Origin of the sequence: uncultured Boseongicola sp., assembly GCF_937988555.1 — a bacterium.
Taxonomy (GTDB): domain Bacteria; phylum Pseudomonadota; class Alphaproteobacteria; order Rhodobacterales; family Rhodobacteraceae; genus Boseongicola.
Genome location: NZ_CALJXO010000373.1, coordinates 1 through 13,873, shown reverse-complemented (window position 1 = coordinate 13,873; position 13,873 = coordinate 1). Strand labels below are relative to the sequence as shown.

The 13,873-nt window shown below is 57.2% G+C and carries 13 protein-coding genes and 2 pseudogenes; 9 read left to right on the top strand and 6 right to left on the bottom strand.

The annotated features are described in order from the left end of the window. The first annotated feature begins 7 nt into the window (after positions 1-7). The 4 genes from Q1B15_RS22060 to Q1B15_RS22045 all read left to right on the top strand — a co-directional run bounded on the left by Q1B15_RS22060 (position 8) and on the right by Q1B15_RS22045 (position 4,347). On the top strand, positions 8-811 hold the full coding sequence (locus Q1B15_RS22060; RefSeq protein WP_299758119.1) for a cytochrome c1: 804 nt from the start codon (positions 8-10) through the stop codon (positions 809-811). A 146-nt stretch (positions 812-957) separates the two neighbouring features. After that, on the top strand, positions 958-1,644 hold the full coding sequence (locus Q1B15_RS22055) for a type 1 glutamine amidotransferase (protein ID WP_299758117.1): 687 nt from the start codon (positions 958-960) through the stop codon (positions 1,642-1,644). Continuing rightward, complete coding sequence (locus tag Q1B15_RS22050) at positions 1,637-2,995, top strand: glutamine synthetase family protein (protein WP_299758114.1); 1,359 nt, start codon at positions 1,637-1,639, stop codon at positions 2,993-2,995. Before Q1B15_RS22055 ends, Q1B15_RS22050 begins: the two co-directional genes overlap by 8 nt. A gap of 59 nt (positions 2,996-3,054) precedes the next feature. Continuing rightward, positions 3,055-4,347 (top strand): FAD-binding oxidoreductase, encoded by a 1,293-nt coding sequence (locus tag Q1B15_RS22045; RefSeq protein ID WP_299758111.1) that lies wholly within the window; start codon positions 3,055-3,057, stop codon positions 4,345-4,347. A 6-nt stretch (positions 4,348-4,353) separates the two neighbouring features. Here the strand turns inward: Q1B15_RS22045 and Q1B15_RS22040 are convergent, their stop codons facing one another. From Q1B15_RS22040 to Q1B15_RS22020, 5 genes are read right to left on the bottom strand one after another with little or no spacing between them, the layout of a single operon-like run. After that, entirely contained in the window at positions 4,354-5,085 is a 732-nt protein-coding gene (locus Q1B15_RS22040) for an SDR family NAD(P)-dependent oxidoreductase (protein ID WP_299758108.1), read from the bottom strand. Next, positions 5,082-5,672 (bottom strand): DUF3833 family protein, encoded by a 591-nt coding sequence (locus Q1B15_RS22035; protein ID WP_299758105.1) that lies wholly within the window; start codon positions 5,670-5,672, stop codon positions 5,082-5,084. The genes Q1B15_RS22040 and Q1B15_RS22035 overlap by 4 nt, the downstream gene beginning before the upstream one ends. A 3-nt stretch (positions 5,673-5,675) precedes the next feature. Beyond that, positions 5,676-6,941 (bottom strand): MFS transporter, encoded by a 1,266-nt coding sequence (locus Q1B15_RS22030; protein WP_299758103.1) that lies wholly within the window; start codon positions 6,939-6,941, stop codon positions 5,676-5,678. After that, a complete protein-coding gene (locus tag Q1B15_RS22025) occupies positions 6,938-7,699 on the bottom strand; it encodes a DUF1365 domain-containing protein (protein ID WP_299758100.1) in 762 nt (253 codons plus the stop codon). Before Q1B15_RS22025 ends, Q1B15_RS22030 begins: the two co-directional genes overlap by 4 nt. After that, complete coding sequence (locus tag Q1B15_RS22020; protein ID WP_299758098.1) at positions 7,696-8,991, bottom strand: FAD-dependent oxidoreductase; 1,296 nt, start codon at positions 8,989-8,991, stop codon at positions 7,696-7,698. The genes Q1B15_RS22025 and Q1B15_RS22020 overlap by 4 nt, the downstream gene beginning before the upstream one ends. 223 nt (positions 8,992-9,214) lie before the next feature. Between Q1B15_RS22020 and Q1B15_RS22015 the strand changes: the two genes are divergently transcribed. Continuing rightward, positions 9,215-9,760 (top strand): sigma-70 family RNA polymerase sigma factor, encoded by a 546-nt coding sequence (locus Q1B15_RS22015; RefSeq protein WP_299758095.1) that lies wholly within the window; start codon positions 9,215-9,217, stop codon positions 9,758-9,760. A gap of 8 nt (positions 9,761-9,768) precedes the next feature. Then, a complete protein-coding gene (locus Q1B15_RS22010; protein ID WP_299758092.1) occupies positions 9,769-10,416 on the top strand; it encodes a ChrR family anti-sigma-E factor in 648 nt (215 codons plus the stop codon). 57 nt (positions 10,417-10,473) lie between these two features. On the opposite strand, the pseudogene tnpA reads toward Q1B15_RS22010, so the two are convergent. Further along, a pseudogene (tnpA, locus tag Q1B15_RS22005) lies at positions 10,474-10,890 on the bottom strand (IS200/IS605 family transposase). An 11-nt stretch (positions 10,891-10,901) separates the two neighbouring features. Here tnpA and Q1B15_RS22000 point away from each other — a divergent pair. The 3 genes and pseudogenes from Q1B15_RS22000 to Q1B15_RS21990 all read left to right on the top strand — a co-directional run. Continuing rightward, positions 10,902-11,105 carry a hypothetical protein gene (locus Q1B15_RS22000; protein ID WP_299758090.1) on the top strand — a complete coding sequence of 68 codons (204 nt, stop codon included), beginning with the start codon at positions 10,902-10,904 and terminating at the stop codon, positions 11,103-11,105. A 148-nt stretch (positions 11,106-11,253) separates the two neighbouring features. Beyond that, positions 11,254-12,846, top strand: coding sequence for an ATP-dependent DNA ligase (locus Q1B15_RS21995; RefSeq protein WP_299758088.1), 1,593 nt, complete (start codon positions 11,254-11,256; stop codon positions 12,844-12,846). An 86-nt stretch (positions 12,847-12,932) separates the two neighbouring features. Further along, positions 12,933-13,873, top strand: a pseudogene (locus tag Q1B15_RS21990) (oligoendopeptidase F); the annotation flags it as partial.

The following is a 13,873-nucleotide window of genomic DNA, read 5'->3' as shown; positions in this document are numbered from 1 at the left end:
ACTACCCATGATCCGTAAGATCACTCTTTCCGCTCTCGCAGCACTGGCCATCGCCGCTGGCGGCGGCGCACACGCTGCTGGTGGCGCAGGCCATGTAGAAGACTACGACTTTTCATTTGAAGGACCATTTGGCATCTACGACCAGATGCAACTTCAGCGTGGTCTTCAGGTTTACACTGAAATCTGCTCGGCCTGTCACGGTTTGCAGTATGTACCGTTTCGCACGCTCGGTGATTCCGGTGGTCCTGACCTTCCCGATGATCAGGTCCGGGCTTATGCCGAATTTTACGAGGTTTTCGATGCCGAGATTGACGACTTTCGTGTAGCATTGCCGACCGACCACTTCCCGGAGTCTGGCCTTGAAAACGCACCAGATCTGTCGCTGATGGCTAAGAAGCGTGCGGGATTCCATGGACCATACGGACTTGGCATCAGCCAACTTTTCAGAGGCATGGGCGGTGCAGAATACATCACCTCGCTTCTCGTCGGTTATACCGGGGAAGAAAAAGAAGAGGCCGGCGCTGTTCTTTACGAGAACGAGGCGTTTTCCGGCGGCTATCTCTCGATGGGCCCCCCGCTTTGGGGCGATGACGTCGAGTACGAAGACGGCACCGAAGCGACCATCGAACAGCAGGCTCAAGACGTTTCGGCCTTTCTGATGTGGACGGCAGAACCGAAGATGAACGCCCGCAAAGAAGCGGGATTTATCGCCGTTTTGTTCCTCACGATTCTCAGCGTCCTTTTGTACCTCACGAACAAGCGCATCTGGGCACCGCTCAAAAAGGGAAAAGGCACATCACCTGCCGAATAAGCTCTGGCGAACAATTTTCACGCGCCTCTGGTCTCCGGGGGCGCGTTTTTCTTTTCAATCACCGGCTTAAATAATTTGATCAAATTTCTCTTGCGAGTGATCAAACCCAAAGCTACGGTCCACCCAATTCTTTTTCCTGGTGTTTCATGCTGATCGGCATTCTACAAAGCGGCCACTTCGCGCAACGCGAAGGCGCGCCCTTGCGCGACTACAGCACGCTTTACGCAGAAATGCTCGCGGGTCACGGCTTTCGTTTCAAAACCTGGAGCGTTGTCGACATGGAGTTCCCCGCATCGCCAGAAGACGCCGACGGGTGGCTCATCTCCGGCTCAAAACACGGCGTGTACGACGATCTGCCATTCATCGCCCCACTCGAAGACTTCATCCGCAAAATATATGCCGCTGGCATTCCTCTTGTTGGCATTTGCTTTGGCCACCAAATCATGGCCCAGGCACTTGGGGGACTGGTCGAAAAATTTCGAGACGGCTGGTCGGTCGGAAACGTGGACTACGCCTTTCAAGACGACAGCAATCTCTCCTTGAACGCGTGGCATCAGGATCAAGTCGTGACACCTCCTCCTGACGCCCGCACAATCGCGTCTAATGATTTCTGCAAGCATGCCGTACTGGCCTACAAAGGCCGCGCGATATCCGTACAACCTCACCCCGAATTCCAAAGCTCCGACGTCGAAATGCTTCTGGATCTGCGCGCGCCGGGTATTGTCCCTTCCAACCTCATCGCTGATAGCCGCACGAAACTGGACGCGCCGACCGATAACTCGGAAATGGCATCCCGCATCGCGGCATTTTTTAAAGGAACCGACCATGGCTGACTGGATGGACCAAATCCCCGAACATGCTGCCAAATTTGTCGAAGACCACCGCCTCAACGAGGTCGAATGCATTATATCGGACCTCTCAGGGATCGCGCGCGGCAAAGCCATGCCAGCGTCGAAGTTTGCGACCCAGAAGCAGTTCTACTTGCCAAACTCGATCTTCTTTCAGACCATCACGGGTGGCTGGGGAGAAGCCGCAGGTGAAGAAGGTTTCACTGAACCGGACATGGTCCTGACACCAGATATGTCTACAGCCTCGGCTGCTCCGTGGACCGGCGACTGGACGCTGCAAGTCATCCACGATGCCGCGCTGAAAACTGGTGAACCGGTCCCGTTCGCCCCGCGCAATGTGCTGAAACGCGTGGTCGAACTCTACAACGCGCGCGGCTGGAGCCCGATAGTGGCTCCAGAAATGGAGTTCTACCTTGTTGCCCGCAACACCGACCCCGGCAAAGAAATACTGCCCATGGTTGGCCGTTCCGGTCGTCCCGCAGCGGCCCGTCAGGCCTATTCGATCTCAGCCGTGGACGAATTTGGCCCGGTCATTGATGACATCTATGACTTTGCCGAAGCCCAAGGTCTGGAAATCGACGGTATCACTCAGGAAGGCGGTGCCGGTCAACTTGAAATCAACTTGCGCCACGGCGACCCGGTCAAGCTTGCTGACGAGGTCTTCTTCTTTAAGCGCCTGATCCGAGAAGCCGCCCTGCGCCACGACTGCTTTGCAACCTTTATGGCCAAACCCATCGAAACTGAGCCCGGCTCGGCAATGCACATCCACCACTCGGTTGTCTCAACCGAAACCGGTAAGAACATTTTCTCTGGCGAAAATGACGAAGAAACAGACGCATTCATGCACTTCATCGGAGGCCTGCAACGCTACGTTCCGGCGGCAACACCTCTTTTTGCGCCCTACGTGAACTCATTCCGCCGCTACGTCAAAGACAACGCCGCCCCGATTAACCTCGAATGGGCGCGCGACAACAGAACCACTGCCATACGCGTTCCAGTCTCGGATCCGCAGGCCCGTCGCGTCGAAAACCGCCTGCCGGGTATGGACTGCAACCCCTATCTTGGCATTGCGGCATCACTCGCCTGCGGCTATCTCGGCATGGTTGAAGGCAGCACACCAAAAGACGAATTCAAGGGCGACGCCTACGACGCCGAGGAGGAAATCCCCCGCGGCATCTATGCCGCTTTCGACGGGTTCGCGGCCGCAACGTCTCTCCGGGAGGCCTTGGGTGAGGAGTTCTGCAAGGTCTACGAAATCGTTAAGCTGACCGAGTACGAAGAATTCCTCCAGGTCATCAGCCCATGGGAACGCGAACACCTCCTTTTGAACGTCTAAGAGGCAGACAGCCCAATCGACTACTTATTTTGCCCTCACAGCATTCCGGTCTCACCCGCATGAACCCGCTTTATCGCAACGATAAGCCTGGCACGTATCCCCAAAGCTGGTACGCGGCGACCGCCGACCTTGGCCCGGAACGGCCAAGCCTTGCGGGCGACATCCGCACTGACGTCGTGGTTATTGGGGCAGGATATACCGGCCTTTCGACCGCACTCCACGCCGCGCAAAAAGGTCTCAGTGTTGTGGTGGTCGAGGCCCATCGCGTCGGCTTTGGCGCGTCTGGCAGAAACGGGGGACAAGTCGGAACCGGCTGGAACAAGAACCAGATGTGGCTAGCGAAACGCCTTGGTTCAGACACCGCACGCCAACTTTGGGACCTCACGGTTGAAGCCAAGTCCCTCACCCGCTCGCTCGCCGCCGACCACGCCCCAGAGGCAAATTACCGCGCCGGCGTCTTCCAAGGCGAGTGGTCTCAATCCGGCGCCAAAGACGCGCAGACCTACGGCAACTGGCTTCAGGAGACCTACAACTACGAAACCGAATATCTCGACCGCGATGCCGTCCAGGACGTGTGCAAGACAACGGTTTATCGCGGCGGCCTTCTCGATTGGGACGCGGGGCACATACACCCTCTGCGCTACGTCCTTGGCCTTGCGCGCGGTGCCGAGGCCGCGGGCGCGCGCATCTTCGAGCGCACGGAAGCAATTGGCGTCAAATCAGGCGAGGTCCGTACGAGCCACGGCACTATCCACGCCGATCATGTGGTCCTCGCAGGAAACGGCTACCTCCCCGATCTGAACCCCCAGATCTCATCGCGCGTCATGCCGATCAACTCATTTATCGCGGCGACAGAACCGCTTGGCGATCGCGCCAAAGATGTTCTGACCAAAGACATCGCCGTTGCCGATGACCAGTTCGTGGTCAACTATTTCAGGCTTAGCGAAGACAGCCGCCTGCTATTCGGTGGTCGCGAGAGCTATACTCTTGGCTTCCCGTCCGACATCGTCGGGGCACTCCGCAACCGTATGCTGAAGCTGTTCCCGCAGCTGGACGGCGTTAAAATCGACTACCATTGGGGCGGAACACTTGGCATCACGATGACGCGCCTGCCCATGCTTCGGGAAGTTGCGCCCGGCGTGATCGCAGCGGGGGGGTTTTCCGGCCACGGCGTCGCAATTACTGGCCTCACCGGCAAGATAGTCGCCGAGGCCATCGCAGGTCACGCCGGCCGTTTTGACCTCATGTCTCAGCTCCCAACAAACAGTTTTCCCGGCGGCCGAATTGCACGCACGCCCCTGTTGGCGCTTGGTATGACGTGGTTTTCGCTGCGTGACCGCCTCGGATTTTAAAGCACTCTAGCCGAACAGGCGATAGTACAGCCAGTTCGGTAAGAACTGTGTAAAGCGGATCATCGAGCTGAACACAGTCGGGTAATTTTTGGCAAAGCGATCCGTCCCCATATGGTCCACAAACTCGCGCGCGGCATACTCGGGCTCCATGATAAACGGCATCTTGTATTCGTTCTTGTCGGTCAGACGCGTTTTCACAAAGCCCGGATTTATCAATTGCACCTGAACGCCAGTTTTCCGCAAATCCGCATACATAGTCTCGGCAAGCGACATCAGACCCGCTTTTGACGCCCCATAGCCGACCGCGTTTGGCAGACCCCGAAAACCCGACAAGGACCCGGTAAACACGATATGGCCCGAGTCCCGCTCGACCATTTTCGGCACGACGTGTCCTAAGACGCGAAACGCGCCCGTCAAGTTGACATCCACCATCCGAACTGCGTTCTCGGGTTCCCAAGCAGCCGAGCCAAATGACCAGTAAACCCCCGCAAGCAAAACCAATCCATCAATTTCGCCCGCAGCTTCAGCGGCCCGTGCTACGCTTTCGCCGTCAGCGATATCAACCGGCACCACGGTTGATTTCCCAGACAATTCCTCCGCCAGCGCCTTCAGATCATCCTCGCTGCGCGCACTCAGGATCACTTCGGCACCCATCTGGCTTATCTGGCGCGCGACTTCGCGCCCCAATCCAGCCGACGCCCCCACGATCCAATACCGCTTACCGTTCCAAGTTCTCATGCCACGTCTTCCTGCCCATCCATATTGTTCACTTCAAGCGGGCGCAGTGTAGCCACCAGCTCTCCAACCTTAAATCCAAATTTGCGGAACTGGCTTCGATTGATAATCGTACCATTCCCGACCAGATACATCCAATCCAGGACATCAACCGCATGTCCACCGGCACTTTCGGGCAAGCGGATGGTGTAGTTAAGGCAAACGCCCGATCCCATCTGCTGACCGTTACCAACGCCCACAAGGTCAGCAGCTTCGGCACGAATTTTACCTGTGTCAGACAGCGAGAGACGCCATTCACGGTCCTGCACGACGCCACTGTCATACCGAAAGTGCTCAGTCATCCGGCCCTCATTGCCCTCCCACTCTGCATGAAATTCGGCAACAAAACGCGAGGTCACGCGCCCTGTCGGACCATAGATTACGCCCTCGCAGGCGATCGGCCCATTCAGATGCTTGCGAATGTCGAAATTAGGTGTGGTGTTCGTGTAGTCCTCAGACGACTGCGCAGAGAAGTCGAGAAATCGCGACCGTGCCGCCATGGCTGCGAACATAATTGAAACTCCAAGTACCACGCCAAGAAATATGTCCATGGGTCAGGTCTCCTGCATAGCCGCGCCCGCATAGACGTGTTCGATGGGCGTCCTGGCCAAAAGCGCCATTGCCACAAGCTTCAAAACACAAGGCAACACGGCATACATCAGTGTCAAAGTCGTCAGCGCCTCTTTTGAGGCGGTCGCGGTCGTTCCCGGTTCGAACCCCGAGACCTCAAGCAGCGGCAAAAGCGTGACTGCCGCAAACGCGAGCGTAAACTTCGTAACGAAAGACCAAAGGCCAAAACCTTCGGCCGCCTCAGGCGCAATCTCCGACATCCGGCGCGCAAAGATCGCGGGCAGCAATGTCATATCGGCCCCAAGTGCTGCTCCCGACGCGATGCAGATCCCTGAAAACGCCACCGTGTCCCCAGTCCCAAGAAACGCCGCAAATCCAAAAGACACAACGGCAAGCGCCATCCCGGCAAGCAGTGCCCGCTTGGCGCCGACCAGTCCGGCAATCTTTCCCCAAACCGGGGCAGAAGCCGCTGCAGCAAGGAAAAATAGCAATAGGAGCGGACCTTCCCACCCGACTGCATCTAGGCGGCTCTCGACGAAAAACAAGAATAATGTCGAGGTCACGGCAACCGGAGTGGCGTTCAGAAGGGCGATCAACAACAAGCGTCGCGCAAGTGGATCGCCCAGGATCGGACGAAATCCGACACCCTCGACCACACCCCCTGCACGCCATTCTCCGCGCATGGCAAGCACGGCAAATCCAACAGAAATCGCAAAGATTACGGCAAAGACTGCAAATGGAGCATCGGTCAAAGACACGAGCGCAACCGGCAAAACCGCCGCCATCGAAACGCCAAGCAACGCCCCGGACTCGCGCCAGGTTGCCAGGCGCACATGGCCGTCACCGCCACGCATTGTACCTGCTTTCTGCACGCCCTGCGCATAGAATGTGATCGTGAGATAGCTAAATGCGGAAAACAACAATGCCAGGGTAATCGCAAACCATGCCGCCGGTGCAATCGGCGGTTCAACGGCAAACAATCCAACCATTGCAAGCGCCATCACCGCACCCGCGAAAGCAACTGATCCGCGCCGCCATGCTCCAAGCCGGCGGCTCAGCCAGCCCAGAAGCGGATCCTGCACCACATCAAGCAATCGCAAGCCAAACAAAATTACTCCCAATGCTGCTAGGCTAACCCCATATTCGTCCACGAAGTACTTCGGCGCGTGAATGTATATTGGTAATCCCGCTGCTGCGAGGGTCGCCGCAAAGATCGCATAGGCCGGAAGCCCGTCTGCTCGCGTGCTCATCGCGAGATCTCTTCAGCGGGAGGCTTTGGGCGCGCGCGGAACGACGCCCCTTTCCACCAAAGTTTCAATGCCTGCCAGTGGATCAATCCAAGCACCCGGTGCGACCCAAAGGGCCGCCGTAGCAACGCGCACGCAAGGGCTGCCGTCGTTAGCGGCGCGCGCGCGCCGGTCAAAGTGGCCAATAAACCGCCGTTCCCAGCGGTATAATCAATCCAGATTCCAATCTTGTCGGGCCGGATATCAAACCGAAATGTGTATCCACCCTCAACCGGCTGGAATGGCGACACATGCAAGCACTTCTCCGACTGAAGCGTGTCCTCACGCCCGATTTCGCGCCAATCATCATGATGGCAAAGATAGGAATGCCTGTCGCCGAAGGTATTCGTGACCTCAGCGATCACTGTCTTGAGGGAACTGTTCTCGTCGTAAATAAGCCAGAAGCTCACAGGGTTGAAAACGTGCCCCAAGACGCGTGGCTGTGCCATTAACTCAATGCGCCCGATCGCAAACGGAGCGCGCGCCTCGGCCAAAACCTCACGCACCCAAAGCGAACCTCGCCCAGCTTTCGGCTGCCCACCGTGATCCACATCATGCAATGACACCCGTCCGGGCCGATTGCGCGAGAACAAGAACGGCGCGCGCACCGACGCCTCGGCATCCAGCAGAACGTAGTCCACACGATACCGGAACGCGTTGTCCACTGCGCCCTTACGACCATGAAAGGTTTGTCCGTTGATATATTCGACGGCGCTGGTCACTCGGCGGCCACGGCAGTTTGTCCAAGTGCCGCCAAAGCCTCGACGACATCGACCGCACTCGCCAAGCCATCCTCGTGAAAACCATTCTTCATCCACGCCCCACAGAACCACGTCCGGTTTTGTCCGTTCATTGCGCGGATTGTACTTTGGGCGTCAAACGCCGCCAAATCATAAACGGGGTGCCGAAAAGTAGCTTCATCATAGATTAGCTCCTCGCGGATTGGCGCCGTTCTGTTCAGTGTTACAAACATCGGGTCATCCTGCGGGATTGGTTGCAACGAATTCATCCAATAGCTCAGATCAATCGGGTCATCCGGCGACTTGCCCGTGTCCACATAAGACCATGACGACCAAACCTTCTTGCGCGCCGGCATAACGGATGGATCGCAATGCAAAACAGCCTTGTTCGACTGATACCGGATCGCACCGAGAGTTGATCGCTCGGCCTGCGTCGGGTCCGCCAAAAGGGCCAGCGTGTCGTCGGAATGCGTGGCAAACACCACCTCGTCGAAAGACTCCCACTCGGCGCCTTCTGTCCGCACTTCCACGCCAAACTCCGAGCGCCGCACGCTCTTGACGGATGCCGCCACCCGGACGTCTACGCCGCGCGACTCCAAGGCGCGACCAAGCCGCGTGACATATTCAATGGAACCGCCTTGAACCGTATGCCATTTGGGGTCGCCATAATAGCCTAACAGCCCGTGATTCTTGAAAAATTCGATCATTGCACGCGCCGGGAAATCCAGAATATGCGCCGTGGGCGTGGACCAGATCGCACCCGAAAACGGCGTCAGATAATAGTCCTTAAACCAAGACCCCAAGCCCAATTTAGCGATCAGCGCTCCGATTGTCATATCAGGCGTGGCAACCTCATCGGCTTTCGCATTGAAACACAAAATATCCCGGATCATGCGCAGAAACTGAGGCCGCAGAACATTTGAGCGTTGAGCAAAAATCGTATCTGCGCTGGCCAACCCATACTCCAAGGCACCCCCACGCGTGGAAACGCCAAAACTCATGGCACTCGGCGCCGTCGGGACATCAAGATCGTCGAACAGCTTTGTCAGATGCGGATAATTGCGGTGATTGAAGACAATGAACCCGGTATCAACCGGCTGATCTCCGTTTTTACCCGCGAACACAGTGCGCGCATGACCTCCCAGGCACGGCGCTGATTCAAGGAGCACTACATGATGAGACTCGGCCAAATGGTACGCCGCTCCCATCCCGGAAATGCCGCCACCAATCACAACTATACGCTTCACAGCCGCGCTGCGCTCTTCGAATGGCATTCCTTGTCTCCCGTCCTCAATACACTACTCTTTACGCAACAAACCGGCTCTCAGATTAAACTTTCGCTGTGCTAAGCTTTTTTGATCCAGTTGGTGACGACACCCGTAAACGAAGTAGATGCAAAACGTCACCGCTTTCAGAGTATTTGATGCAATTCATCCACCGCCGCCCTATAACGTTGGCGTCGAAAGGACGGCATCTAAAGGGCGGCGTCGTACGAATATGAAGGTTACCGAACAAGATCACGATTGGCCTGCGCTTGTCCGGCGGATCCATATGGATCAGGACAGGGAGTCGTTTGCCAAGATATTTGCGCACTTTGCCCCACGGGTTAAGTCGTTTTTGATGAAAGGTGGCTCGGGCGAATCTCTGGCGGAGGACTGTACGCAAGAAGTGATGGCCACGCTTTGGCAGAAGGCTCATTTGTTCGATCCAAGCCGCGCCAGTGTCGCAACTTGGATTTTTACGATCGCGCGAAACAAAAAGATAGACGCGCTCCGAAAGCAAAGGCGGCCTGAACCTGAAGATTTGCCTTGGGGTCCTGAAGCGGAACCCAATCAGGCTGATGTGCTCGTACTGCAACAGGAAACCGAAAAACTGGCGAAAGCTGTCGCTGAATTACCCGACAAACAGAGACTTTTGATCGAGCAGGCCTACTTCGGCGATTTAAGCCACAGCGAGATTGCAGACCAAACAGGCCTACCACTTGGAACGATAAAATCGAGAATAAGATTGGCGATGGAACGACTGCGCCACACGATGAAATGAGAAGCGATATGAAACAAATCAAACACCACCTCAACGATGGCCTTCTGATGGGCTATGCGTCAGGCAATCTGCCCGAGGCGTTTAGCCTTGTGGTCGCAACGCATATTTCGCTCTGCGACGAGTGTCGGGCGCGGCTTGAAAGTTTTGACGCTATTGGTGGCGTCCTGATTGACGAGGACGCGGCCGTTGAGATGACCGCCACTGCTCTTGAAGCGACCTTCGAGCGTATCGCAGAAATCCCTGCTGTTCCAAAAACCGTGGCCCCACCGAAGGCTGCAGTTCTTCCGAAACCTCTCCAAGACTACGTCGGAGGCGATCTTGATAAGGTCTCCTGGCGTAATCTGGGCGGGGGCGTGAAGCAGGTCGTTCTGAAAACCTCGAGCCAAGCAACTGTCCGCCTGCTCAAGATTCCAGCTGGCGCCGCTATGCCCGACCACGGTCATAATGGCACGGAACTGACTCTGGTTTTAAAGGGTGCTTTCCGCGATGACGACGGTCGGTTCGGTCGCGGCGACATCGAAATTGCGGACGAGGACCTGCATCATACGCCGATTGCAGAGGATGGCGAAGATTGCATTTGCCTGGCAGCAACAGATGCGCCCCTGCGCTTCCGTCGTCTGATCGCGCGCATCGCGCAGCCGTTCATGGGAATTTGATCGATGATTTGGGGAGACGTCTCGTGACGTCGAGCTCAATTTTTCCTGACTGAACGGCTACCGACTGGCGTCGGTAGGGTCAGAAATGTAATTTCTGAGGTACTGCAGTCCGATGTCTTCGGCGATGGCACCGTTGCTGGTTGAAAAGTACCCCCTGCCCCAAAAGTGGCAGCCCCAGGAGCGTTTCTTTAATTGCGGAAATTCCCACTGCACCTTGTGCGACCAGCGCCCTTTCATCAGCCGCATAAGGTCGCTCACCGCCAGTTTCGGTGGCACCGACACGAACATATGCACATGGTCGCTCGACAGGACGCCGCGGAGAATATCGACGTCGTTTTCGTTGCAGACCTGCCGGATGATGTCACGCACCCGCAGCCAGATATCGCCAGGCAGCACTTTGTAACGCGACTTCGTCGATCACACCAAATGATACCGAGGATAAAAGACGCAATGCTTGCCAGCGGCATATTGCATGATTTTATCCTGTGAATATCCAAGGCGCCAAAGCCACGGTCTCCCCGCTTGGTGATCTGGCGAACAGGCTAACCGTCCGCATCCGTGCGCGACGCGAACGCCGCAGGCTGACCGCCTTGTTGGAGCTGGGCGACCATATCCTGTGCGATATCGGCCTCACAGAAGGCGACGTGACCCGAAAGCTTTCGCGGCCCCTGTGTGAACGCCCAGGGTGAGTTGCACAGGATCGCCCATCTGACTGGCATCACTCGCATGTGACCCCCGGCGCGCGCGTGCTATACTCCCTTTCATGGTTCACGCGCCCCGACACATGCCCTGCTTCGCCCCCTATTCCACGGGCGGGGGGCTTTGGTTTGCCCGATCATGAAACGATTTGCTTCTCTGTTTTCTGCCCTTGATCAGACCACGCGTACGACCGAGAAAGTGTCCGCGCTGGCAGACTACCTTGCGGGTGCGTCAGACACGGATCGGCTTTGGACAATCGCTCTGATGTCTGGTCGCCGCCCCAAACGCACCGTCACAGCCAACCGCCTGCGGGAATGGGCCGCCGAACAGGCCGGCATTCCGCTTTGGTTGTTTGAGGAAAGCTATCCGATCGTCGGCGATCTAGCCGAGACCATCGCATTGGTCCTGCCCGCCCCAAAGGGATCATCTTACCGAACCCTCACAGAATGGGTCAACGAGATCCGCAGCCTTGCCGCGCTTGAGGAAGACGGACGCAAAACCCACATCCTCAACGCCTGGGATCAGCTCGACACGCCCGAGCGCTTCATCTTCAACAAAATCATAACGGGTGGCTTTCGGATAGGGGTGAGCCAAAAGCTGATGACCCGAGCCCTTTCACAGGCAACGGGCATCGAAGAACCCGAGCTTGCCCACCGTCTGATGGGAAAATGGACGCCCGACGACACGACATTCAACGATCTGATCTTGGCCCCAAACCCGGAGGCCGATCTGTCCAAACCTTATCCGTTCTACCTTGCCTACCCCCTCGATACAGCGCCGGACGACCTTGGCGACCCGGCTGCATGGTCGGCCGAACACAAATGGGACGGTATCCGGGGACAGTTGGTCCTACGCGGCGGAGCCCACCACCTTTGGTCACGGGGGGAAGAACTGATGACCGATCGTTTCCCGGAATTCGCGATGCTCGCCGACTTCCTACCGCCAGGGACGGTCATTGACGGCGAGGTCCTCGCTTGGAAAGACGACAGACCAATGCCCTTCGCCGCCCTTCAAAAGCGCATCGGGCGCAAGACCGTGCCAGCAAAACTCCTTAAGGATGCGCCCGTTATCCTGCGCGCGTACGATCTTCTTGAACACGAAGGCAATGACATCCGCGCACTGCCGTTCACCCACCGCCGGGCGCATCTCGACGCGCTGGTCGCGAAGGCCCCGCCCGAAGCCCCTCTGCGCCTCTCACCGCTGCTCGAATTCATAACTTGGGGCGACCTCGCGGCCGACCGCGCCCGTTCCCGCGAGATCGCCGCCGAAGGTGTCATGCTCAAACGCAAAGACAGCCCGTACCGGGATGGACGCCGCAAAGGCGATTGGTGGAAATGGAAAGTAGACCCGCTCGTGATCGACGCAGTGATGATCTACGCTCAAGCGGGCCATGGTCGCCGCGCCAACCTGTTCACTGACTTCACCTTCGCGGTCTGGGATGGCGCCACCCTTGTGCCATTTGCAAAAGCCTACTCCGGTCTGACCGATGCCGAATTTCGCGAGATTTCGGCTTGGGTGCGTAAAAACACAGTCGACCGTTTCGGGCCGGTTCGATCAGTGAAAGCCGAGCATGTCTTTGAGATCGCCTTCGAGGGTATCGCCAAAAGCCCGCGTCACAAATCTGGTGTTGCTCTGCGCTTCCCGCGTATGGCGCGCTGGCGCAAAGACAAACCAGCGACTGAGGCCAATACACTCGCCGATCTGAAGACGATGTTGGACGCCTATGTGTGATTACATTCTTTAAAGGCAGATTTCGCCTTCCGATCCGACGCTTCAGCCCCTATCTGAGATCAAAGCCTTATTGAACGGAGCCATCCATGCAATTCACGCCTCGCCCCGCTTTCGACGTCAACGCCACCGGCGCCCGAAATCTCGGGGATCTCCCCGAGTGGGACCTCTCCGATCTTTACGAAAGTCCTGATGCGACGGAGCTGAAGCGCGACCTCGACTGGCTGGAAGAGGCTTGCGCCTCATTTGCGTCGGACTTTGACGGCAAGCTCGCAACTCTCGACGCACCCGGTATGCTTGACTGTGTCCTTCGCTACGAGAAGATCGACATGATTGCAGGGCGCATCATGTCCTTCATCGGCCTGCGTTATTATCAGATCACCACCGATGCTAACCGCGCCAAGGCTTTGTCCGACGCCCAAGACAAAATCACCGCCTATACAACGCCGCTTGTGTTCTTCTCCCTCGAGATCAACCGCATCGACGACACTGCCCTCGACGCCTTGTTCGGCGAAAACGCCGATCTTGCGCGCTTCAAGCCAATTTTTGACCGCATGCGCACCATGCGCCCGTACCAACTGTCCGACGAACTCGAGAAATTTCTCCATGACCAGTCCTCCGTCGGTGCTTCCGCGTGGAATCGCCTTTTTGACGAAACCATCGCGGGCCTCGAATTCCACATCGGCGACGAGACCCGCGGTCTTGAGGCAACCCTCAACGACCTCACTGATCAAAACCGCGACACCCGCGAAACGGCCTCACGCGAAGTTGCCCGTGTGTTTGGCGACAACGTCAAGCTCTTCGCCCGCGTCCACAATACGCTCGCCAAAGAGAAGGAAATCGAGGACCGCTGGCGTGGCATGCCCACTCCACAAACCGGTCGCCACCTGTCGAACCACGTCGAACCTGAAGTGGTGCAGGCGCTGCGCGACGCCGTCGTCGAAGCCTACCCAAAGCTGTCGCACCGTTACTACGAACTCAAACGCAAGTGGCTCGGCCTTGATCGTATGCAGGTCTGGGACCGCAACGC